Source organism: Methylobacterium trifolii (assembly GCF_022179685.1).
GTDB classification, from domain to species: domain Bacteria; phylum Pseudomonadota; class Alphaproteobacteria; order Rhizobiales; family Beijerinckiaceae; genus Methylobacterium; species Methylobacterium trifolii.
On the sequence record NZ_BPRB01000074.1, the window covers coordinates 1 to 22725 of the forward strand.

A 22725-nucleotide genomic window follows, 5' to 3' on the forward strand; every position below is an offset into this window, starting at 1 on the left:
GTCGCCGCCATCAACGACTGACGTCATCTCGGTCTCGGCGGCGGCCCCGCGGCCGCCGTCCGAACCGGATCGTGCGGGGGGCGGCGTCATGCCGGTCCCCGCACGCGTTTTTCGGATCGGGAAGACCGGTCGAGCCGCGGTTCGTCTCCGGATGAGATGGGGCCGTCTCGTCCTCGCTTGCGCCGTGATGGCCGGAGTGCCCGCGCACGCCACGGATTGCCCGACCCGGCCACCCTGCGAGGGATGCGGCTGCAAGGGCGGTCCGGGCTACCGGGGGCCGGACGGACGCTGCGTCGGGTTCAAGCTCCTGGCGACGGTCTGCGGATCGCCGCCCGAACAGCGCTGCACCTTCGAGAACGCCCCCGGAACCGGTTTGAACCGGGACTGCGCCCTGGCGAAGCCGGAGCCGAAACCGTCCCCGGCCGCGGCGCCTCCGGAGTGATCGGCCCCGCGAGAATCTGGTGCCCCCCTGTTGCGAAGCCTCCGGTAGCGTGGCAAACGAGGCGCGCGGTCACGCACGTCATGACTGCTAGGAGTGTAGCTCAACTGGTCAGAGCGCCGGTCTCCAAAACCGGAGGTTGCGGGTTCGAGTCCCTCCACTCCTGCCAGTCCCGACACGCTCCTCGCCTCCTGTCGACAAGTCTGCGGACTTGCGCTAGAGCGGGCGCACTCCAGGATCTTCCGTAGGCCGTCGGTGCGGGTTTGGGCGTCGTCCTCCGCGCCCGAAGCCTGCTTTCCCGGAGCGGTCTCCGGGGAGCCGGAACCGAACATCGCACAACGCTGGCGCCATGGCATCGAACGAAGCGAGCAAGAAGGTGGATCTGGCACGCGGCGCACCGCGTGGCGCCTCCGCGCCGACGCCGCCCCGGCAGATCCCCCCCGCCCGGCCTCCGCAGAAGCGCGTCGGCCCCGTCGAGTTCCTGTCCCAGGTGCGCGACGAGGGCCGCAAGGTCACGTGGCCGTCCCGCAAGGAGACCACGGTCACGACCATCATGGTCTTCGTCATGGTGGTGGCGGCCAGCCTGTTCTTCACCGTGGTCGACCAGGCGCTGCGCTACGTCGTCGGCCTGATCCTCGGCCTCTGAGGACGAATCGAGTTTCATGCGGGGCTGGCCTGCCCCGCGGACGTGTCGGAGTTGATCGCAACCGTGTCGAAGCGCTGGTACATCGTCCACGCCTACTCGAACTTCGAGAACAAGGTCGCCCAGTCCATCAAGGACCAGGCGGCCCAGCGTGGACTTACGGACCTCTTCGACGAGGTGCTGGTCCCGACCGAGAAGGTCGTGGAGGTGCGCCGCGGCCGCAAGGTCGACGCCGAGCGCAAGTTCTTCCCCGGCTACGTCCTGGTGAAATGCGACCTCACCGACGAGGTCTACCACCTCATCAAGAACACCCCGAAGGTCACGGGCTTCCTCGGCGCCGACAAGTCCAAGCCGGTGCCGATCCCGGATGCCGAGGCCGAGCGGATCAAGGGACAGGTCGCCGAGGGCGTCGACCGGCCCAAGCCCTCGATCTCCTTCGAGATCGGCGAGGTCGTCCGCGTTGCCGACGGTCCGTTCGCCTCGTTCAACGGCACCGTCGAGGAGATCGACGAGAGCCGCTCACGCCTCAAGGTCGCCGTGTCGATCTTCGGCCGCGCCACTCCGGTGGAACTGGAATACGCCCAGGTCGAGAAGGCCTGATTTTTTTGGACTTAAAGACCAGTCAAAACTGATTGATCTCCATTTTCCGGTCGGCACTCCGCGCCGGCCGCGAAGAACGCCGTGATCGGGCAATCCCGATGACGGCGCCACACGCGGGAGGCCCGCCCGGTTCGCCGCCGGGGTCCACGGGCCGCACCGCGACCTGCAACCGCCCGACCGACCGAGCCTCAGGCAGCCCGGCGGCGTGCATTCATTTGGGAGCAGTCCCATGGCGAAGAAGATCACGGGTTACGTGAAGCTTCAGGTCCCGGCTGGAGCGGCCAATCCGTCTCCGCCCATCGGCCCCGCGCTCGGTCAGCGCGGCCTCAACATCATGGAATTCTGCAAGGCCTTCAACGCGAAGACCGCGCAGATCGAGAAGGGCACCCCGATCCCGGTCGTGATCACGGCCTACCAGGATCGCAGCTTCACCTTCGACATGAAGCAGCCCCCGGTCACCTTCTTCCTGAAGAAGGCCGCCGGCCTGAAGATCGGCAAGAAGCCGGCCTCCGGTTCCAAGACGCCGGGCAAGGGCCCGACGGTGGGCAAGGTCACCGAGGCGCAGCTCCGCGAGATCGCGGAGAAGAAGATGCCCGACCTTAACTGCGATTCGGTGGATGCCGCCGTCGCCATGATCCGTGGCTCCGCGCGGGCCATGGGCCTCGACGTCGTCGCGTAAGGGAGGGGCAGACATGGCACACGAAGGAAAGCGCATCCGCGCCGCCCGCGAGGGCATCGACCCGACCAAGCTCTATCCCGTCGCCGACGCGATCAAGCTGATCAAGGAGCGGTCCAAGGCCAAGTTCGACGAGACCTTCGAGATCTCGATGAACCTCGGCGTCGACCCGCGCCACGCCGACCAGATGGTCCGCGGCGTCTGCAACCTGCCCAACGGCTCCGGCCGTACGGTGCGGGTCGCGGTCTTCGCCCGCGGCGCCAAGGCCGAGGAGGCCAAGGCCGCCGGCGCCGACATCGTCGGCGCGGAGGATCTCCTGGAGATCGTCCAGAGCGGCAAGATCGAGTTCGACCGCTGCATCGCGACCCCGGACCTGATGCCGCTGGTCGGCCGTCTCGGAAAGGTGCTGGGCCCGCGCGGCCTGATGCCGAACCCGAAGGTCGGCACCGTCACCATGGACGTGAAGACCGCCGTGGCCGGCGCCAAGGGCGGTTCGGTGGAGTTCCGGGTCGAGAAGGCGGGCATCGTGCACGCCGGCATCGGCAAGGTCTCCTTCGACGAGCAGAAGCTCGTGGAGAACATCAAGGCCTTCGCCGACGCGGTGGCCAAGGCCAAGCCCGCCGGCTCCAAGGGCACCTACATCCAGCGCATCGCCGTCACCTCGACGATGGGCCCGGGCGTGAAGGTCGAGCCGTCCACGGTGCTCGGCGCCTGATCGTCTGCGATCGAACCTCCTGAAGCGCCCGGCCCTCGTGGCCGGGCGTTTTTTTGTTCTTTCAGGAGCGGGCGCCGAGGCCGGCGCGAGACGTGCCGCGGAGCAACTCCGCCTCTCGCGCCATCACGATGCGGATTGCGTGCGCGGAGGGGCTCCCATCGGGCGAGGCTGTGCTAGATAGCGGCCTATGCGATGCTCCCTCACCGTCTCCGCCAAGCGACGCATCCTCTGCGTCTTCCCCGCCTACACGCCGTCCTTCGGCACCTTCTCCCACGCCTACCCCCTGATGGGCGGCGTGAAGGCGTTCATGCCGCCCCAGGGACTGCTCCTGATCGCGGCCTACATGCCGGAATCCTGGGAGTACCGGTTCGTCGACGAGAACATCAAGCGGGCGACGCCCGACGAGTTCGCCTGGGCCGACGCGGTCTTCGTCTCCGGCATGCACATCCAGGAGCCGCAGATCCACGAAATCCGCAAGCGGGCGCATGCGGCCGGAAAGGTCGCCGTGCTCGGCGGCCCCTCGGTCTCGGGCGCGCCGGAAAAGTACCCGGACTTCGACTACCTGCACATGGGCGAGATCGGCGACGCCACCGACCAGCTCATCGCCATCCTCGACGCCGACGTGGCGCGCCCGGACGCTCAGGTGCGGCTGGAGACCAAGGAGCGCCTGGCGCTCTCCGACTTCCCGGCGCCCGCCTACGAGGCGGCCCCGCTCAAGCGCTACCTCATCGGCTCCCTGCAGTTCTCCTCGGGCTGCCCTTATCGCTGCGAGTTCTGCGACATCCCGCAGCTCTACGGGCGCCAGCCCCGGCTGAAGTCGCCCGAGCAGATGTGCGCCGAACTCGACGCCATCATCAGCCAGCCCGGCCACCCGGCGGTGGTCTACTTCGTGGACGACAACTTCATCGCCAACCGCAAGGCGACGCGGGACATGCTGCCCCACCTCGTGGAGTGGCAGAAGCGGAACCACTACCCGCTTCAGTTCGCCTGCGAGGCGACGCTCAACATGGCCAAGCAGCCCGAGATCCTGGAGCTGATGCGGCAGGCCAACTTCATGACGGTCTTCGTCGGCATCGAGACGCCGGAGGAGGGCGCCCTCAAGGGCATCGACAAGACCCACAACGCCGCCGTGCCGATGTACGGCGCCATCGAGACCCTGAACTCCTACGGGCTGGAGGTGACCTCGGGCATCATCCTCGGCCTCGACACCGACTCGGACCAGTCCGAGCAGCGCCTGATCGACTTCATCGACAAGTCGGCGATCCCGGTGCTGACCATCAACCTGCTCCAGGCCCTGCCCAAGACGCCCCTGTGGGACCGGCTGGAGCGGGAGGGCCGGCTGCTGCACGACGCGAGCCTCGAATCCAACGTGCTGTTCAAGCGCCCGCACGACAGCGTGGTGAAGAGCTGGCGCCGCGCGATCAGCCACGCCTACGAGCCGGAGCGGATCTTCGAGCGCTTCAAGCACCAGTGCGCGACGACCTACCCGCACCGGATCGTGACGCCGACCAAGGGCAAGCTCACCTTCACCAACCTGCGCCGCGGCCTGATCCTCGGCTTCAACATCATCACCCGCGTCGGGATGTTCTCGGATTACCGCAAGCCGTTCTGGAGTGCGGCGGCCTACGCCCTGAAGCGCGGGCAGATCGAGGCGGTGTTCAACATGGGTTTCGTCGCCCACCACCTGATCCGCTTCACCCGTGAGGCCCTGCGCGGCGAGCACAACGCCTCGTTCTACGCCGCCAAGGCCGCCGAGACGGAGGCCGCGCGCGAGCGGACGTGGTGGGAGAACGCCCGCCGCCGCATCGCACCGGAGCGCGAGGCCGCCTGAGGCGCGATCAGGGCGTGAGCGCGAGGAGCACCACCTTCGCGCCCACGGGCACGGTGATCCCGTCCTTGCCCGCCGGCTGGTCGCGCCACGCTCCGCCCTCGCCCAGGACCATCGTGCCCGCGCGCTTGACCGGGCGCTCGGGGACGACCCGCTGCGGCGTCGGCCGCACGGAGACGTCCGTCTTCGCCTGCGGGTCCCAGCAGCGGACGGCGCGCCACAGGGCCAGGACGGTGCTGCCGTCGCGCTTGGCCAAGGCGAGGCTGCGCAGGTCCGGGCCGGCATCCGGCAGGGAGACCGTGAGGGGCGCGGCCGGAGCGCCGCCCCCCTGCTCGGCGAGGGCGCCGAGCAGGGTGCGGATCGCCTCGTAGGCGGGCTTGGGCGTGCCGTCGGTGTGCACCAGGCCCCAGTGGTCGTTGCCCACCGTCGAGCCCGTAGCCCCGTCCATGAACTCGTAGAGGAAGGTCCGGCCGATGCCGGCCGCGAAGTTGTTGAGCAGCAGCCGCGGCAGGTAGATGCCGGAGGCCGTCTCCGACATGGCGCTGCCGTCGGGCTCGACGAAGTTGTTGTAGCCGACCTCCGTCACGACCGCCGGCGCCCCCGGCCTGTAGGCGTCGCGCATGTGCCGGAGATACCAGCCGAGCCCGGCATAGTCGTCGCCGGTCTCGGGCTCCTGGCCGTGCTGGACGTAGGAGTGGATCGCCACCGCATCGCAGAACGGCGCCGACTCCCGGATCAGGGCCACGTCGGCCGGCTTGTAGTCGATGATGCTGGGCGAGAGCATCGGCAGGGTGGCCGCGTCGTAGCGGCTGCGCAGGGCGCGGTAGGCGGCCCTCTGGTAGGCGACGACGGCCGTGTGCCAGCGCGGGCGGGCGGCGGGCTGGGCCATGAACCAGTCGCTGTCGCCCTCGTTCTGGCCCTCGATCGCCGAGACCCGCTGCGGGCCGACCATGCGGAGGTACTCCAGCATCTCGGCGGGCGTGTTGGTGACGGGCGAGACCAGCAGGTTCGCCCGGATGCCGTGCGCGTCGTAGAGCATCCGCCAGCGGTCGAGGTCGTTGCTCGGGCGGATTTCGTCGCGCAGGTGCCGGATTCCGCTCCGCCCCAGCAACGCCGCCACCTCGGTGAAGCGCGAGGCGTAGGGCTCGCTGCTGATGTGGACGTTCACGCCGACGCTGTCGACGAAGGCGGCGGCCGAGGCGCGCGCCACCGGTGCGGCCACGGCCCGTCCGGTCAGGGCGAGGGCGAGGCCGCCCTGGAGGACGGCGCGGCGGTGTGGGACGCGTAGGGGCATCGAGCCTCGGATCGGATCGGAGCGGTGTGGGTCGAACGCTCGCTACCAGAACCGTGGGCCGGAAGCAGTGCGCGCGGAACCCGGTCTCCGTAGTCTGCCCCAGGGATGCACACAGATCGAAAGCAGTCTCCAAGGTGTCGCGCCGTTAGCCTTAATCGAAGCTTGCAGGTCTCGGGCCATTCTGGATTGAAGATAGGCCGGTTCGACCGGTTGTCTTCCGTCGAAAGACGAATAACCTCGGCTCGACAACCCTTGTGAGGGCATGATGAGCGTGACCAGCCTCGACGGACCGGCATTCGGTACATCCTCCGCCAGCCGGGGACGGCCCTTCGCCGTCGCGGCGGCGGGCCCCGCGGACGAGCGGTCGACGCGGGCCTACGTGGCCGCGGCCTTCGGCGAGATGGACCGCCAGCTCCACGGCTCCGTGAGCCGGGACGCCCTGCACTGGAACGTCAGCGGCGGCCCGCGCGTGGCGCGCCTGACGGACGCGATCATGGCCCATGTGGCGCGCCGCGGACTGGACCGGGTGAGCGTGCTCAACATGTCGGGCCTCAACGAGGGCAAGCCCGACCCGGTCCTGTACGATCTCCTCGACCGGCGCCTGGGTCCGGGGCGGCTGCGTTGGCAGGTGGTGGACCATCCCCTCTCCCAGACCTTCAGCGATCCCACCATCCGCGGCTGGCTCGACGCGCGGGGCATCGAGCCCATCGGCCAGGATTTTCGCGAGCCCGACTTCTCGGTGCCGGAAGCCGCGGCCGACGTGGTCCTGTGCACGGAGATTCTGGAGCATCTCGACTACACCGTGACCATGCGCCTGCTGCGGCGCTGCCAGCGGGCCCTGCGTCCGGGCGGCGTGCTTCTGGTGACGACGCCCAACGCCGTCTACGTCGAGCACCGGCTCCGCTTCGCCCTCGGCCAGTGGGACTTCCTGCACTTCATGGACGCGCCCGAGGATGCCGAGCGCGGGCTCCTGGGCCACGTCATGTACTACGACGGCCGCCGCCTCGGGCGGATGCTCGGGCATCTCGGCTTCGACGCGGTCCGAGCCACGACTTTCAACGCCGGGCATGGGCCGGGCGAATACCGGAACCCGATGACCCGAGCCGCAGCCATGGGGTTGCGGGCCCTGAGCCGGCTGTTCCCCCATTCGGGCCAGGTGCTCCTGGTGGCGGCCGAGAAGCCGGCCTGACCGCCGGGGCCGATGCCGCGCCGGTTGCGGCATCGTCTCCCATCTGCTGCCACCGGCCGGCTATGCTCCCGGCCTCTGAAAGACCGACGCTTTCCCGGACGCCCGGAGCGAAGCGGACCGGCGGCCCGGTTGCGTCGCACGCGACCGGACACCTGCGTCCGGGTCCGGAGCCGGCCGCGTCGCATGCGCGCACGGGCCGGATCGGGGCGGGCGTCCGGTCATCGCCCCTTGCCTGCGACGGAAAAGTCGCGCCTCGGCCCTTGGCAGGCGGCTTGCTAGGCTCTATACACCGCGCTCCACGCAATCACACGTATCCAAGGGACACGGTCGATAGGCCGTGTGCCAACAAGATGTCGCCTGGGCAACCGGGCGGCTATGGCTGGCAGGACTCGAGGGGCGCCAAGCCCTGCGGGGCCGTGTCCGGCCATGTCCTGTCCGAGACTGCAGGCGCCGGTTCGCCGGCTTAATCCCCCGGCCTGCACAGACGGGGAAGACCGAACTCCATACGCCTCTCCTCGGCCCCCTCGGCCGCGGACGAGGTCTCGGTTTGAACCATCTCGCCCAGGTCGCCGCCCGCGAGGGTAGCGTCCGGGGACAGGGCCGCGAAGCGTCGTTCGGACGTTCCCGGTCTTCCAAGGCCGAGTTCCGTTCCGGGCGGCATGTGCAACCGGCGGACCCGCTCCAGGGTTCCGCCTACCGGAGAGAGCCCAGTGGACCGGACAGCAAAAGCTGATCTCGTCTCGACGCTCAACGGCGTGTTCGCAAAGAGCGCCGTCGTCGTCGTGGCCCACTACAAGGGCCTCACGGTCGCCGAGATGCAGAAGCTGCGTTCGCAGATGAAGCAGGCCGGCGCCACCGTGCAGGTCGCCAAGAACAGCCTCGCCAGCATCGCTCTCGATGGCACGGACGTCGCCTCCATCAAGCCCCTCCTGAAGGGTCCGACCCTGCTCGCCTATTCGAGCGATCCGGTCGCGGCCGCCAAGGTGGCGGTGGATTTCGCCAAGGCCAACGACAAGCTCGTGATCCTCGGCGGCGCCATGGGGACGACAGCCCTGAACCCGGACGGCGTGAAGGCCCTCGCCTCGCTCCCGTCCCTCGACGAACTGCGCGCCAAGATCGTGGGCCTCGTACAGGCTCCCGCGACCAAGATCGCCCAGGTCGTCAGCGCGCCGGCAGCCAAGCTCGCCCGCGTGTTCGGGGCCTATGCCACCAAGGACGAGGCCGCCTGAAGGCCGCCCTTACAAACCCATCCGTTCAAACCGATATACAGAGGACCATAAACCATGGCTGATCTTGCCAAGCTCGTCGACGACCTGTCGTCCCTGACCGTCCTCGAGGCCGCCGACCTCGCCAAGATGCTCGAAGAGAAGTGGGGCGTTTCGGCTGCCGCCGCCGTCGCCGTGGCCTCAGGCCCCGCTGCCGGCCCGGCCGCCGCCGTCGAGGAGCAGACCGAGTTCACGGTCATGCTCGCCGCCATCGGCGACAAGAAGATCGAGGTCATCAAGGAGGTCCGCGCGATCACCGGCCTCGGCCTCAAGGAAGCCAAGGACCTGGTCGAGGGCGCGCCCAAGGCCGTCAAGGAGTCCGTCACCAAGGACGAGGGCGAGAAGCTCAAGGCCCAGCTCGAGAAGGCCGGCGCCAAGGTCGAGCTCAAGTAAGACCACGACGGGCCGTCCCCGGCCCGTCGACGCACGGACGGCTCGACGCCGTCCGTGACCGGAGCCCGCGGGTGTCTCACCCGCGGGCTTAAGGCCCTTCTGGAGGGCCGATGGGCCTCGGAACGGGTCCGGCAGGGATTTTTCGGTTACGGGTGGCGCGGTCCGGCGGGACGCGCGCCACGGTCCGGCGCGGGAGTCTGACGACTTCCCCGGGCAACCAGGACGCGGGATGGAGCGAGGTCACATGGCCAACACGCTGGTCGGTCGCAAGCGCATTCGGAAGTTCTTCGGCAAGATCAAGGAAGTCGCCGAGATGCCGAACCTCATCGAGGTTCAGAAGGCATCCTACGACCAGTTCCTGATGGTCGACGAGCCGGAGGGCGGCCGGGGCGACGAGGGCCTCCAGAGCGTGTTCAAATCGGTGTTCCCGATCTCGGACTTCTCCGCGACGGCGCTGCTGGAATTCGTGCGCTACACCTTCGAGCAGCCGAAATACGACGTGGACGAGTGCCGCCAGCGCGGCATCACCTTCGCCGCCCCGCTGAAGGTGACCCTGCGGCTGATCGTGTTCGACGTCGACCCGGACACCCAGGCCAAGTCCGTCAAGGACATCAAGGAGCAGGACGTCTACATGGGCGACATGCCCCTGATGACGGAGAACGGCACCTTCATCGTCAACGGCACCGAGCGCGTCATCGTCTCGCAGATGCACCGCTCGCCGGGCGTGTTCTTCGACCACGACAAGGGCAAGACGCACTCCTCCGGCAAGCTGCTGTTCGCCGCGCGCATCATCCCCTACCGCGGCTCGTGGCTCGACGTGGAGTTCGACGCCAAGGACATCGTCCACGTCCGCATCGACCGCAAGCGCAAGCTGCCCGTCACCTCGCTGCTGTTCGCGCTGGGTCTCGACGGCGAGAGCATCCTCTCGACCTTCTACGACCGCGTGGTCTACGACCGCGCCGGCGCCGACTGGCGCGTGCCGTTCGACGCCGAGCGGCTCAAGGGCTTCAAGGCCGCCGTGGACATGGTCGACGCCGATTCCGGCGAGGTCGTGCTCGAGGCCGGCAAGAAGCTCAACGCCCGCAACGCCCGGCAGATCGCCGAGAAGGGCACCACGTTCCTCAAGGCCACCGACGAGGACCTGATCGGCCAGTACATCGCCGAGGACCTCGTCAACCCCAAGACCGGCGAGATCTGGGCCGAGGCCGGCGAGGAGATCTCCGAGAAGACCCTCAAGGCCCTGGAGGAGGTCGGCGTCGCCGACATCCCGGTGCTCGACATCGACCACGTCAACGTCGGCCCCTACATCCGCAACACGCTGGCCGTGGACAAGAACTCCGCCCGCGAAGGCGCGCTGTTCGACATCTACCGGGTGATGCGCCCCGGCGAGCCGCCGACGCTCGAGACGGCCGAGGCCATGTTCCACTCGCTGTTCTTCGACAGCGAGCGCTACGACCTGTCCGCGGTCGGCCGCGTGAAGATGAACATGCGCCTGGACCTCGACGCCGAGGACACCGTCCGGACGCTGCGCAAGGAGGACATGCTCGCCGTCGTCAAGGCGCTGGTGGAGCTGCGCGACGGCAAGGGCGAGATCGACGACATCGACCACCTCGGCAACCGCCGGGTGCGCTCGGTCGGCGAGTTGATGGAGAACCAGTACCGCCTGGGGCTTCTCCGCATGGAGCGCGCCATCCGCGAGCGCATGAGCCAGGTCGACATCGACACGGTGATGCCGCAGGACCTGATCAACGCCAAGCCCGCGGCGGCGGCGGTGCGCGAGTTCTTCGGCTCGTCGCAGCTCTCGCAGTTCATGGACCAGACCAACCCGCTCTCCGAGGTGACGCACAAGCGCCGCCTCTCGGCGCTCGGCCCGGGCGGCCTGACCCGCGAGCGCGCCGGCTTCGAGGTGCGCGACGTGCACCCGACCCATTACGGCCGCATCTGCCCGATCGAGACGCCGGAAGGCCCCAACATCGGCCTGATCAACTCGCTGGCGACGTTCGCCCGCGTCAACAAGTACGGCTTCATCGAGACCCCGTTCCGCCGCGTGAAGGACGGCGTGGTCACGAACGAGGTGTCCTACCTCTCGGCCATGGAGGAGGCGAAGTACTACGTCGCCCAGGCCAACGCCCAGATGGACGAGAACAAGAAGCTGACGGAAGACCTCGTGGTCTGCCGCCGGGCCGGCGACGTGATCGTGGTCGGCCCCGAGCGGGTCGACCTGATGGACGTGTCGCCCAAGCAGCTCGTCTCGGTGGCGGCCGCCCTGATCCCGTTCCTGGAGAACGACGACGCCAACCGCGCGCTGATGGGCTCGAACATGCAGCGGCAGGCCGTGCCGCTGGTGCGGGCCGACGCGCCGTTCGTCGGCACCGGCATGGAGGCGGTCGTCGCCCGCGACTCGGGGGCGGCCATCGCGGCCCGCCGTTCCGGCATCGTCGATCAGGTGGACGCCACCCGTATCGTCATCCGCGCCACCGAGGAGGCGGATGCGACCAAGCCCGGCGTCGACATCTATCGGCTCCAGAAATTCCAGCGCTCCAACCAGTCGACCTGCATCACGCAGAAGCCGCTGGTGCGCGTCGGAGAGCCGGTGAAGAAGGGCGAGATCATCGCCGACGGACCGTCCACCGAGTTCGGCGAGCTGGCGCTGGGCCGCAACGTCCTCGTCGCGTTCATGCCCTGGAACGGCTACAACTTCGAGGACTCGATCCTGCTCTCCGAGCGGATCGTGAAGGATGACGTGTTCACCTCGATCCACATCGAGGAATTCGAGGTGATGGCCCGCGACACCAAGCTGGGTCCGGAGGAGATCACCCGCGACATCCCGAACGTCTCCGAGGAGGCGCTCAAGAACCTCGACGAGGCCGGCATCGTCTATATCGGCGCCGAGGTGCATGCGGGCGACATCCTCGTCGGCAAGATCACCCCGAAGGGCGAGAGCCCGATGACGCCGGAGGAGAAGCTGCTCCGCGCCATCTTCGGCGAGAAGGCCTCGGACGTGCGCGACACCTCGTTGCGCGTGCCGCCGGGCGTCACCGGCACCATCGTCGAGGTGCGGGTGTTCAACCGGCACGGCGTCGACAAGGACGAGCGCGCCCAGGCGATCGAGCGGGAAGAGATCGAGCGGCTCGCCAAGGACCGCGACGACGAGCAGGCGATCCTCGACCGCAACACCTACGCGCGTCTGGCCGACGTGCTGATCGGGCAGGCCCCGATCGCCGGCCCGAAGGGTTTCCGCAAGGACGCCACGCTGACCCGCGAGGGCATCAGCGAGTATCCGCGCTCGCAATGGTGGCAGTTCGCCGTCGTCGAAGACCGTCTCATGACCGAGATGGAGGCGATGCAGAAGCAGTACGACGAGTCGAAGAAGCGCCTCGAACAGCGCTTCCTCGACAAGGTCGAGAAGCTCCAGCGCGGGGACGAGCTGCCCCCCGGCGTCATGAAGATGGTCAAGGTCTTCGTGGCGGTGAAGCGCAAGATCCAGCCCGGCGACAAGATGGCCGGCCGCCACGGCAACAAGGGCGTGGTCTCGCGCATCGTGCCGATCGAGGACATGCCGTTCCTCGAGGACGGGACGCATGCCGACATCGTGCTCAACCCGCTCGGCGTGCCCTCGCGCATGAACGTCGGGCAGATCCTGGAGACGCACCTGGGCTGGGCCGCGGCCGGGCTCGGCCGCAAGGTCGGCAAGGCGGTGGACGCCTACCTGAAGAGCCAGGACATCGCGCCGCTGCGCGCGGAGATGGAGGCGATCTACTCGCCGTCCGAACTCGAGGGCCTCTCCGACGAGGACCTCGCGGAGGCCGGCAACAACGTCCGCCGCGGCGTGCCGATGGCCACCCCCGTGTTCAACGGCGCCAAGGAAGCCGACATCGAGACCATGCTGGAGATGGCCGGCCTCGACCGCTCGGCCCAGTCCACGCTCTACGACGGGCGCACGGGTGAAGCCTTCGACCGCAAGGTGACGATGGGCTACATCTACATGCTGAAGCTCCACCACCTCGTGGACGACAAGATCCACGCCCGCTCGATCGGCCCGTACTCCCTCGTCACCCAGCAGCCGCTGGGCGGCAAGGCGCAGTTCGGCGGACAGCGCTTCGGCGAGATGGAGGTCTGGGCGCTGGAGGCCTACGGCGCGGCCTACACGCTCCAGGAGATGCTCACGGTGAAGTCGGACGACGTGGCCGGCCGCACCAAGGTCTACGAGGCGATCGTCCGCGGGGACGACACCTTCGAGGCCGGCATCCCCGAGAGCTTCAACGTGCTGGTCAAGGAGATGCGCTCGCTCGGCCTCAACGTCGAGCTCACCTCCTCCAAGAAGCCCGCCAACGACCAGCTGGAGCCCCCGGCCGACGCGGCCGAGTAAGGCTCGCGGCACCTCCCGTGCCGGCATCCGTGCCGGCACGGTCGAGCGGGGAGGGGCAGGGCCTTCCGGGATCGCACGACGGCCAGCGGCGCTCGGCAGGGCGCGGCGCCGGGTATCGAGAACTCAGTACGTGGCAGCGCTGGCGCGAGCGTGACCCGTCATCAAGGAGCGGATCATGAACCAAGAGGTCATGAACCTTTTCAACCAGCAGGCTCAGCCCCAGAGCTTCGACCAGATCAAGATTTCGATCTCCAGCCCCGAGAAGATCCTCTCGTGGTCCTACGGCGAGATCAAGAAGCCCGAGACGATCAACTACCGGACCTTCAAGCCGGAGCGTGACGGCCTGTTCTGCGCCCGCATCTTCGGGCCGATCAAGGATTACGAGTGCTTGTGCGGCAAGTACAAGCGCATGAAGTACAAGGGCGTCATCTGCGAAAAGTGCGGCGTCGAAGTGACGCTCGCCCGCGTGCGGCGCGACCGCATGGGCCATATCGAGCTGGCCGCCCCCGTCGCCCACATCTGGTTCCTGAAGTCGCTGCCGTCCCGCATCGGCCTCCTGCTCGACATGGCCCTCAAGGACCTCGAGCGCATCCTCTACTTCGAGTCCTACTGCGTCATCGAGCCGGGCCTTACCCCCCTGAAGGAGCGCCAGCTCCTTTCGGAGGAGGAGTACCTGCGCGCCCAGGAGGAGTACGGCGAGGATTCGTTCACGGCGATGATCGGCGCCGAGGCGATCCGGCGCATCCTGCAGGAACTCGACCTCGACAAGATCGCGGGCGACCTGCGCGACGAGATCGCCGTCACCACCTCCGAGCTCAAGCCCAAGAAGCTCCTCAAGCGCCTCAAGATCATCGAGGCGTTCCAGATGTCGGGCAACAAGCCCGAGTGGATGATCCTCACCGTCGTCCCCGTGATCCCGCCGGACCTGCGCCCGCTGGTGCCGCTGGACGGCGGCCGCTTCGCCACCTCGGACCTGAACGACCTCTACCGCCGGGTCATCAACCGCAACAACCGCCTCAAGCGGCTGATCGAGCTGCGCGCGCCCGACATCATCATACGCAACGAGAAGCGGATGCTGCAGGAGGCGGTCGACGCGCTGTTCGACAACGGCCGGCGCGGGCGCGTCATCACGGGTGCCAACAAGCGCCCGCTGAAGTCGCTCGCCGACATGCTCAAGGGCAAGCAGGGCCGCTTCCGTCAGAACCTGCTCGGCAAGCGCGTCGACTATTCCGGCCGCTCGGTCATCGTGGTCGGCCCCGAGCTGAAGCTGCACCAGTGCGGCCTGCCCAAGAAGATGGCGCTGGAGCTGTTCAAGCCGTTCATCTACGCGCGCCTCGACGCCAAGGGTTTCTCCGCGACCGTCAAGCAGGCGAAGAAGCTCGTCGAGAAGGAGAAGCCCGAGGTCTGGGACATCCTGGACGAGGTGATCCGTGAGCATCCCGTGATGCTCAACCGGGCGCCGACGCTCCACCGCCTCGGCATCCAGGCCTTCGAGCCCAAGCTGATCGAGGGCAAGGCGATCCAGCTTCACCCGCTGGTCTGCGCCGCGTTCAACGCCGACTTCGACGGCGACCAGATGGCCGTGCACGTCCCCCTGAGCCTCGAGGCTCAGCTGGAGGCGCGCGTGCTGATGATGTCGACCAACAACATCCTGCACCCGGCCAACGGCCAGCCGATCATCGTGCCCTCGCAGGACATCGTGCTCGGCCTCTACTATCTCTCGATCGTCGCCGACGGCGCGGTCGGCGCGTTCGATGCCACGAGCAAGACCAACCCGATGCAGGGCGTCTACGGCGACATGGGCGAGTTGGAGCACGCGCTGGCGGCCAAGTCCGTCAAGCTGCATTCCAAGATCAAGTGGCGCTGGAAGGGCATCGGCCCGGACGGCCAGCCCCTGACCAAGACCTACGACACCACCCCGGGCCGGGTGATCCTGTCCGGCGCCCTGCCGCTGCATGCCAAGGTGCCCTTCGACGTCGTCAACAAGCTGATGACCAAGAAGGAGATCTCGGCGATGATCGACACCGTCTACCGCCACTGCGGTCAGAAGGAGTCGGTGATCTTCTGCGACCGCATCATGGGGCTCGGCTTCAACCACGCGTTCAAGGCCGGCATCTCGTTCGGCAAGGACGACATGGTCGTGCCGGACAACAAGTGGTCGATCGTCGACACCACGCGCTCGCTGGTGAAGGACTACGAGCAGCAGTACAACGACGGCCTGATCACCCAGGGCGAGAAGTACAACAAGGTGGTGGATGCCTGGGCCAAGTGCTCGGACAAGCTCGCCGCCGAGATGATGCTGCGCATCTCGACCGTGCAGAAGGACGAGAACGGCGCCGACAAGCAGATCAATTCGATCTACATGATGAGCCATTCCGGTGCCCGCGGCTCGCCGGCGCAGATGAAGCAGCTGGCCGCCATGCGCGGCCTGATGGCCAAGCCCTCGGGCGAGATCATCGAGACGCCCATCATCTCGAACTTCAAGGAAGGGCTCGACGTGCTCGAGTACTTCAACTCCACCCACGGCGCCCGCAAGGGGCTGGCGGACACGGCGTTGAAGACGGCCAACTCCGGCTACCTGACCCGGCGCCTCGTGGACGTGGCGCAGGACGCGGTGATCCGCGAGGTGGATTGCGGCACCACGAACGGCATCAAGATGCGCGCCATCGTCGATGCCGGCCAGGTCGTGGCGACGCTGGCCACTCGCATCCTCGGCCGCGCCACGGCCGAGGACCTCGTGGCCCAGGACGGCACGGTGATCGTCAAGACCGGCGAGACCATCGAGGAACGTCATCTGCCGGCGATCCAGGCGGCCGGCATCCAGGAGGTGAAGATCCGCTCGGTGCTGGTCTGCGCCACCCGGAGCGGCGTCTGCGCCACCTGCTACGGGCGGGATCTGGCCCGCGGCACGCCCGTCAACATGGGCGAGGCGGTCGGCGTCATCGCCGCGCAGTCGATCGGCGAACCGGGCACCCAGCTCACCATGCGCACCTTCCACATCGGCGGCGCGGCGCAGATCGCGGATTCGTCCTTCATCGAGTCGAGCTTCGAGGGCACGATCAGGATCCGCAACCGCGCGGTTGCCAAGAACACGGACGGCGATCTCATCGCCACCGGCCGCAACGTGGCGGTGGTGGTCGTCGGCTCGGACGGCGTGGAGCGGGCGGTGCACCGCCTGCAATACGGCGCCAAGCTGCGCGTCGACGAGGGCGACAAGATCAAGCGCGGCCAGCGCATCGCGGAGTGGGACCCCTACACCCGTCCGATCCTCACCGAGGTCGACGGCTTGGTGGCCTACGAGGATCTCTACGATGGCCAGTCCATCACCGAGACCACCGACGAGTCGACCGGCATCGCCAAGCGCGTCGTCATCGACTGGCGCGGGTCGGCCCGCACCTCGGACCTCAAGCCGGCGATGGTCGTCGTCGATTCCGAGGGCAAGGCCGTGAAGCTTCCGCGCGGCTCGGACGCCCGCTACTTCCTGCCGGTCGACGCCATCATCGGCTTCGACCCGGGCGGCTCGGTCAAGGCCGGCGACATCCTCGCCCGCGTCTCGACGGATTCGGCCAAGACCCGCGACATCACCGGCGGTCTGCCGCGGGTGGCGGAGCTGTTCGAGGCCCGCCGTCCCAAGGACGCGGCGATCATCGCCGAGAAGTCGGGCACGATCCAGTTCGGGCGCGACTACAAGAACAAGCGCCGCCTGACCTTGACGCCCCACGACGGGACGGACGCCGTCGAGTACCTGATCCCCAAGGGCAAGCACATCCACCTGCAGGACGGGGACGTGGTGGAACTCGGCGACTACATCGTCGATGGAAACCCGGCGCCGCACGACATCCTGGCGATCAAGGGCGTGGAGGAACTCGCCGCCTACCTCGTCAACGAGATCCAGGAGGTCTACCGGCTCCAGGGCGTGTCGATCAACGACAAGCACATCGAGGTCATCGTCCGGCAGATGCTGCAGAAGGTCGAGATCACCGACGGCGGCGACTCGGACATCCTCTCGGGCGATCAGATCGACCGCACGGAGCTGACCGAGATCAACGACAAGCTGCTCGCCGAGGGCAAGAAGCCGGTCCAGGGCGTGCCCGTCCTGCTCGGCATCACCAAGGCCTCGCTCCAGACCAAGTCGTTCATCTCGGCGGCCTCGTTCCAGGAGACCACCCGCGTCCTCACGGAAGCCGCGGTCAACGGCAAGGTCGACCACCTCGAAGGGCTCAAGGAGAACGTCATCGTCGGCTCGCTGATCCCGGCGGGTACGGGTTCGATGGTGGCCGACATCCGCACCATCGCCCGCCGCCGCGACACGCTTATCCTGCAGCAGAAGCAGTCGGAGAGCGGTGCTGCGCTGGAAGGCCTGCCGCCGGCCGCCGAGTAGGCCGCAGCGCAGGGCCGGATCTGGGAGAGGGCGGTCCCGCGGGGCCGCCCTTTCTCGTTCGTGGAACGCGCCCTTGCGTCCGCCGATGTCGGGAACCGGACGGGGGACGGCGGCAACGCATCTTAGGAGAAGCTTTACCGTACACGCATGACAATGTTCGTCATGAGCGCTTTCGTATATCCGGTCGAAAATGCAATTCTCGATTGCATTGTTGGTCCGCAGGCGCGTGGCCGGCGAGCGGCCGCGGGGGTCCCTCGCGGACGGCTGGCGGATCGCCGGACCTGTCGGCTCCCCTTCGAGGCCGGGTAGCGGCACCGTGGACGCCGGGGGGGCCCGAGCCCGCGGCCGTCCCGACCGCATCCCCGTCATCGGAGCATCGTGTTCTAAGATCTGGGCTGGACCGTGCGCTGCATCCTGCTGATCACCGACGACGCCGGACGGGCCGAGCGGCTCGTGCGCGGACACGGCGCCAGCGGACGATGGTTCGTCCACGACCTGTTCAACGACGACACCCTGCCCTCCGTCGAGCCGGACCTGATCGTCAGCGACGTCGGCGTGATGAGTTCGGACGCGGTTCTGCGCCTGCGCCGGGCTTTGACGACGGCGCGACGCGGCGGCGTCCCCTACCTCTGCCTCCTGCACGACAACACGGCGCGGGGCGAGCTCCAAGCTCGCGCCCTCGGCGCGAGCCTGAGCGTTCCGGCCGCCGCGGTCTCGCGCATGCTCGCCGGCGCCATCGGCGACCTCGCGGCCGGTGCCGCGCCGCCGGTGCCGGTCCACAAGGCGGTCGAGGCCCGCGCCTTCCTCAACCGCCTGTTCAAGGCCGGCGAGCCGGTGACGGCCGCCGCGATCGAGGCCGGCGCCGAGATCATCGACCGGGCGATCCACGAGACCGGGATCCGCGACTGGCTGGAGATGGTCTGGCGCTTCGACGACGCCACCCACCAGCACTGCCTGCTGGTGGCCGGCCTGGCTGCCGCCTTCGGCCGCAACCTCGGCCTGCGGCCCCAGGATTGCCATCGCCTGACCAAGGGCGCCCTGTTGCACGACATCGGCAAGACCCGGATTCCGGTGGCGATCCTCAACAAGCCCGCCCGCCTGGACGAGGCCGAGTTGCGGGTGATGCGCACGCATCCCGTCATCGGCTACGAGATGCTCCTCGGCGGCGGCTTCGACGACCTGATGCTGTCTGTGGTGCGTTCGCACCACGAACTCCTCGACGGCTCGGGCTATCCGGACGGCCTAAAGGGCAGCCAGATCCCGGACCTCGTCCGCCTGGTCACGATCTGCGACATCTACGCCGCCCTGATCGAGAGGCGTCCCTACAAGGCCCCGATGAGCATGGACCGGGCCTACGCCATCCTCGTCGAGATGGGCCCGAAGCTCGATGCCGACCTCGTCTGCGCGTTCCGGCCGGTCACGGCCGTGTTCGACGCGCCGGCCGCGATGGCAGCCTCCGCCTGAGCGGGCGAAGGCCGTCTCTTCGGGCCGCGCCGGAGAGGGGTGGCCGGCTCAGCGTTTCAGCACCGCCTTGCACCGCGCCTTGATCCGGCGGAAGCGCTGGAGATGGCCGATCAGGCGCGGGTCGCGTTTGATCCGGCGCTTGGCGCGGGTCAGCCCGGTGGCGACCAGGGCGTGGGCGTGGCCGTGCAAGGAGACCGGCAGGACCGTCTCCACCAGGGCTATGGTCTCGTCGCAGACACTGGCCTTGTAGCGCGCCTCGCCGACGCCGAGGTCGAAACCCTTGCGGCCGCGCTCGGCCTGCTCGCGGATCAGGTACTGGAGCAGCAGGTCGCCTGGGCTGAAGCGCGACACCTCGGGGTCGGCGTCGAAGGAGGTCATCATGCCGCTGTAGCGTACCGCGTCCACCGCGCCGCCGAACACCGCCAGCACCCGCCCGCTCTCGCGCAGCACCAGGGCGTGGACCTCCACCGCCGGGTCGGCGCCGGTCGTGCCGATATCGAGGAAGTCGCGGATCGGCCCGCCGGCATAGGGGTCGGCGATGCCCATCGCGGAGAACCGCGCCGTCTTCTGGGCGTAGAACGCGGCGAGGTAGGTCCGGACCTCATCGGGCGTCCCGGCCCGGCGGTAGTCGACCGGCCCGTGGGCCTCGACGAGGCGCTTCTCCTTGGAGCGCAGCTTCTTGCGCGCGTCCGCGCTGAACGCCCGGCGCACGGTGCTCTCCGGGTCAGGCCCGAGCAGCAGGCCGTAGCCGTCGCTGGGGGCCGGCTCGCCGTCGAGGGCCAGGGGGTTGACCGCGCCGTCCCAGGTCCGGGGCTGGTGGGTCAGGGCGTAGGCATCGATGCCGGCCTCGCGCCCGACCGCGACGAGGGCCGCCTTCAGGTCCTCGGGGGAGATCGCCGCCGCCTCGCGGGTGGAAAACAGCGGCAGGTGGTAGTTGGCGTGGTCGTCGCCCACCACGCGGGCCAGGCTGAGGCCGCGCCGGCGCTCGACCAGGAGCGGGATCAGGATGCGCGGCCGGCCCGCGCCGTCGCGCAGGACGACGACGCGCAGAGCGTCCGCCGCCGGGTGGCCGCGCAGGTAGGCCGAGACCCAGTCGAAGCGCTGATAGGGCGTAGCGAGGCAGGCGGCGTCCGCCTCCAGCCCCCGCCACAGGGCCTCGACCCCGGCGAGATCGGCAAACACCTCCGCCGTCAGCCCGTCCCGGATGCGCCCGCGCGCCATGCCAGCCCCGCTCAGGTCTTGGACGAGAACCGTCATCACCGACTCCGTTCGGCCCCCGCCCCCGCGGTCGCGGCCCGTTCTGCGCACGGTTCTGCGGCCGGCGGCCCTAACCCGGCGTGTACGCCGCCGGCCGGTGGGCCGCACGGCGGGCCGGATGCGTCGGGATGGGTAACGCATCCTTGCCGAGCCGGGCGGTGCGCCTTCCGGCTTTGTTTACGCGCGGCGGGCAGAGTCGCGCCCTCAACCCAGCGGCCGGACTTCGGGCCGTAGCGAGGGTCGCGCCATGCTGTCCTCCCGCAACCGCCACCGCCTGTTCGAGGCCGGCTTCCGGGCCGTGTCGGCTTTGGGGGCTGATCGGTGGCTCGCGCCGGCGGCCCGCGGCCTCGGGGTGATCCTGACGTTTCATCACGTTAGGCCGGAGCGCGAGGCGGCCAACGCCTACGCTCCGAACCGTCTGCTCTCCATCACCCCGGACTTCCTCGACCGGACGCTTCGGGAGCTCGACGCGCGCGGCTTCGAGGTGATCGGGCTCGACGCGGTGCCCGAGCGCCTGGCCGCGCCGGGCGACCGACCGCCCTTCGCGGTGCTCACCTTCGACGACGGCTACCGCGACAACCTGGAGCACGCAGCTCCCGTGCTGCGGCGGCACGGCGCCCCCTGGACCCTGTTCGTCACCGGCGACTTCGCCGACCAGCACGGGCGCCTCTGGTGGATCGAGCTGGAGCGGGCGGTGGCCCGCCTCGACCGGGTGCGGATACCGGTGGGCACGGGCAGCCTCGACCTGCCGGCCCGCAGCCCGCAGGAGAAGATTCTGGCCTTCGAGGCGGTCTACCGCGATCTGCGTGGCGGCACCGAGGACCGGCTGCTGGACGGGATCGCCGCGTTGTGCCGCGAGGCGGGGTTCGAGCCGGGGCAGGTGGCCGCGGACCTGTGCCTGTCCTGGGACGAGCTGCGGGCGCTTGCCCGCGATCCGATGCTCACCATCGGCGCCCACACCTGCAGCCATCCGATGCTGGCCAAGCACGATGCCGCCACCGCGTCCCGCGAGATCGGGCAGGGGCGGGCCCGGATCGAGGCCGAACTCGGACGCCCGGTGCGCCACCTGTCCTATCCGGTGGGCGACCCGACCTCGGCCGGTCCGCGCGAGTTCGCCCTCGGGCGGGAACTGGGCTTTTCCACCGCCGTGACGACCCGGCCGGGCCATCTCTTCGGGGCGCATGCGGGGCACCTGCACGCCCTGCCGCGGGTCTCGGTCAACGGCTGCCACCAGTCGCGGGCGGCGCTGAAGGGGCTGCTCTCGGGGGTGCCGTTCCTGGCCTGGAACCGGGGGCGACGCCTCAACGTCGCCTGAGGCCGCTCACCGCCTGCGGCGGCGGCGGTAGGAGCGCGTCTCGCCCCCGCCCGCGGTGAAGACGGCGCTCTGCCGGCCGTGCCGGCGCCCGCGATAACCGCCGCGGCGGCTGCCGCGGGCCTCGTCGGGCTCCTCCGCCTGCGGGATCGCCGCCAGGGCCGGCGTTGCGGCGGCGGGGGGGGAGCCGCCTTCCGACGCGAAGCCGCCCGCCACGTTCTTGGCGGCGGGGCCGAACATGGCCAGGCACTGGTTGTAGGCGAGGTCGTTCTTCAGGCGCTCGCACTCGTTGACGGAGCGCGGGCTCCCCTGCGCCAGCGCGGGCAGGCAGGCCCCGAGGAGGATCAGGCCGGCGGGGGCGGAGAATCGCAGGAGCGGACGGAGCATGAAGGTGCGAATCGTCGGTTTCTTGGGGCGCTCGGCGCGGGCCCGGCGCTTGTGATGCGCGAGTGCGGCGAAAACGCGGGCGGCTCGGAGCCCGTTGCGGAAACGTGGAATCCGGGTTTCCGAAAACGCCGTGCGGCGACATGACGATCGGGCATACCGCCGTTTCCATGGGGCGGCGGCACGCCTCAGGGGTCGGGCCGTTCCATCCAGCGGATCACCGGCATCAGCGGGAAGACCCAGGCGATGCCGAGGATGCTGTAGAGCACGGCCTGGACGAGGCCCGAGGTCTCGCTGATGCGGCTGTCGGCCAGGGCCATGGCCAGCGGCGCGTAGATCACGACGAAGGCCAGGATCGCGATCGTGCCGATCAGGGTGCGGGTGCGGCGGCGCATGCTTGTCCTCGTCCGGGCGTCCAGGGAAGCGCCCGGTTTCTTCCCTCCCCCCTCTGCGGGGGAGGGTGGCCCGCGAGCTAAGTCGGGAGAGGGGAGCGCCGCATCCGGAGAGGTCGCTCCC

16 protein-coding genes and 1 tRNA gene are annotated in these 22725 nt (G+C 68.9%); 13 read left to right on the top strand and 4 right to left on the bottom strand.

From position 1 onward, the window contains the following. Nucleotides 1-531: 531 nt before the first annotated feature. The 6 genes from COGEMETH_RS07210 (at nt 532) to COGEMETH_RS07235 (ending at nt 4904) form a co-directional block, all read left to right on the top strand. A tRNA-Trp gene (locus COGEMETH_RS07210) sits at nt 532-608 on the top strand. 180 nt (nt 609-788) lie between these two features. After that, nucleotides 789-1085, top strand: coding sequence for a preprotein translocase subunit SecE (gene secE / locus COGEMETH_RS07215; RefSeq protein WP_238181930.1), 297 nt, complete (start codon nt 789-791; stop codon nt 1083-1085). A gap of 63 nt (nt 1086-1148) precedes the next feature. Then, nucleotides 1149-1682, top strand: a complete 534-nt coding sequence (nusG, locus tag COGEMETH_RS07220; RefSeq protein ID WP_238181945.1) for a transcription termination/antitermination protein NusG — start codon at nt 1149-1151, stop codon at nt 1680-1682. A 229-nt stretch (nt 1683-1911) separates the two neighbouring features. Further along, nucleotides 1912-2361, top strand: a complete 450-nt coding sequence (gene rplK / locus COGEMETH_RS07225) for a 50S ribosomal protein L11 (RefSeq protein ID WP_238181931.1) — start codon at nt 1912-1914, stop codon at nt 2359-2361. A gap of 13 nt (nt 2362-2374) precedes the next feature. Continuing rightward, complete coding sequence (rplA, locus tag COGEMETH_RS07230; RefSeq protein ID WP_238181932.1) at nt 2375-3073, top strand: 50S ribosomal protein L1; 699 nt, start codon at nt 2375-2377, stop codon at nt 3071-3073. Nucleotides 3074-3260: 187 nt separating this feature from the next. Further along, a complete protein-coding gene (locus tag COGEMETH_RS07235; protein WP_238181933.1) occupies nt 3261-4904 on the top strand; it encodes a B12-binding domain-containing radical SAM protein in 1644 nt (547 codons plus the stop codon). 7 nt (nt 4905-4911) lie between these two features. Here the strand turns inward: COGEMETH_RS07235 and COGEMETH_RS07240 are convergent, their stop codons facing one another. Beyond that, entirely contained in the window at nt 4912-6195 is a 1284-nt protein-coding gene (locus tag COGEMETH_RS07240; protein ID WP_238181934.1) for a hypothetical protein, read from the bottom strand. A gap of 265 nt (nt 6196-6460) precedes the next feature. Here COGEMETH_RS07240 and COGEMETH_RS07245 point away from each other — a divergent pair, with 265 nt between their 5' ends. From COGEMETH_RS07245 to COGEMETH_RS07270, 6 genes are all read left to right on the top strand, one after another. Then, complete coding sequence (locus COGEMETH_RS07245; RefSeq protein WP_238181935.1) at nt 6461-7384, top strand: class I SAM-dependent methyltransferase; 924 nt, start codon at nt 6461-6463, stop codon at nt 7382-7384. 710 nt (nt 7385-8094) lie between these two features. Beyond that, nucleotides 8095-8613: a 50S ribosomal protein L10 gene (gene rplJ / locus COGEMETH_RS07250; RefSeq protein WP_238181936.1), complete on the top strand. Its 519-nt coding sequence runs from the start codon at nt 8095-8097 to the stop codon at nt 8611-8613. A 54-nt stretch (nt 8614-8667) separates the two neighbouring features. Then, the gene (gene rplL, locus COGEMETH_RS07255; RefSeq protein ID WP_238181937.1) at nt 8668-9042 is read left to right on the top strand and encodes a 50S ribosomal protein L7/L12; all 375 of its coding nucleotides are present in this window, start codon (nt 8668-8670) and stop codon (nt 9040-9042) included. 244 nt (nt 9043-9286) lie between these two features. Then, nucleotides 9287-13411: a DNA-directed RNA polymerase subunit beta gene (rpoB, locus tag COGEMETH_RS07260; RefSeq protein ID WP_238181938.1), complete on the top strand. Its 4125-nt coding sequence runs from the start codon at nt 9287-9289 to the stop codon at nt 13409-13411. Nucleotides 13412-13586: 175 nt separating this feature from the next. Further along, nucleotides 13587-17792, top strand: coding sequence for a DNA-directed RNA polymerase subunit beta' (rpoC, locus tag COGEMETH_RS07265; protein ID WP_238181939.1), 4206 nt, complete (start codon nt 13587-13589; stop codon nt 17790-17792). 402 nt (nt 17793-18194) lie between these two features. Then, nucleotides 18195-19256: an HD-GYP domain-containing protein gene (locus COGEMETH_RS07270; protein WP_238181940.1), complete on the top strand. Its 1062-nt coding sequence runs from the start codon at nt 18195-18197 to the stop codon at nt 19254-19256. Nucleotides 19257-19304: 48 nt separating this feature from the next. Here COGEMETH_RS07270 and COGEMETH_RS07275 read toward each other — a convergent pair whose 3' ends face one another. After that, a complete protein-coding gene (locus COGEMETH_RS07275; protein WP_238181941.1) occupies nt 19305-20513 on the bottom strand; it encodes a GNAT family N-acetyltransferase in 1209 nt (402 codons plus the stop codon). A gap of 247 nt (nt 20514-20760) precedes the next feature. Between COGEMETH_RS07275 and COGEMETH_RS07280 the strand changes: the two genes are divergently transcribed. Then, nucleotides 20761-21828, top strand: coding sequence for a polysaccharide deacetylase family protein (locus tag COGEMETH_RS07280; protein ID WP_238181942.1), 1068 nt, complete (start codon nt 20761-20763; stop codon nt 21826-21828). Between the two features lie 6 nt (nt 21829-21834). On the opposite strand, the gene COGEMETH_RS07285 is transcribed toward COGEMETH_RS07280, so the two are convergent. After that, nucleotides 21835-22212, bottom strand: coding sequence for a hypothetical protein (locus tag COGEMETH_RS07285; RefSeq protein ID WP_238181943.1), 378 nt, complete (start codon nt 22210-22212; stop codon nt 21835-21837). Nucleotides 22213-22397: 185 nt separating this feature from the next. Continuing rightward, entirely contained in the window at nt 22398-22604 is a 207-nt protein-coding gene (locus tag COGEMETH_RS07290; protein WP_238181944.1) for a DUF2842 domain-containing protein, read from the bottom strand. Nucleotides 22605-22725 lie beyond the last annotated feature (121 nt).

Excerpts from the sequence above, each read along its gene's own strand:
- secE (WP_238181930.1), top strand. The coding sequence starts at position 789 with ATGGCATCGAACGAAGCGAGCAAGAAGGTGGATCTGGCACGCGGCGCA.
- rplK (WP_238181931.1), top strand. The coding sequence starts at position 1,912 with ATGGCGAAGAAGATCACGGGTTACGTGAAGCTTCAGGTCCCGGCTGGA.
- rplA (WP_238181932.1), top strand. The coding sequence starts at position 2,375 with ATGGCACACGAAGGAAAGCGCATCCGCGCCGCCCGCGAGGGCATCGAC.
- COGEMETH_RS07235 (WP_238181933.1), top strand. The coding sequence starts at position 3,261 with ATGCGATGCTCCCTCACCGTCTCCGCCAAGCGACGCATCCTCTGCGTC.
- COGEMETH_RS07240 (WP_238181934.1), bottom strand. The coding sequence starts at position 6,195 with ATGCCCCTACGCGTCCCACACCGCCGCGCCGTCCTCCAGGGCGGCCTC.
- COGEMETH_RS07245 (WP_238181935.1), top strand. The coding sequence starts at position 6,461 with ATGAGCGTGACCAGCCTCGACGGACCGGCATTCGGTACATCCTCCGCC.
- rplL (WP_238181937.1), top strand. The coding sequence starts at position 8,668 with ATGGCTGATCTTGCCAAGCTCGTCGACGACCTGTCGTCCCTGACCGTC.
- rpoB (WP_238181938.1), top strand. The coding sequence starts at position 9,287 with ATGGCCAACACGCTGGTCGGTCGCAAGCGCATTCGGAAGTTCTTCGGC.
- rpoC (WP_238181939.1), top strand. The coding sequence starts at position 13,587 with ATGAACCAAGAGGTCATGAACCTTTTCAACCAGCAGGCTCAGCCCCAG.
- COGEMETH_RS07275 (WP_238181941.1), bottom strand. The coding sequence starts at position 20,513 with ATGACGGTTCTCGTCCAAGACCTGAGCGGGGCTGGCATGGCGCGCGGG.
- COGEMETH_RS07280 (WP_238181942.1), top strand. The coding sequence starts at position 20,761 with ATGCTGTCCTCCCGCAACCGCCACCGCCTGTTCGAGGCCGGCTTCCGG.
- COGEMETH_RS07285 (WP_238181943.1), bottom strand. The coding sequence starts at position 22,212 with ATGCTCCGTCCGCTCCTGCGATTCTCCGCCCCCGCCGGCCTGATCCTC.
- COGEMETH_RS07290 (WP_238181944.1), bottom strand. The coding sequence starts at position 22,604 with ATGCGCCGCCGCACCCGCACCCTGATCGGCACGATCGCGATCCTGGCC.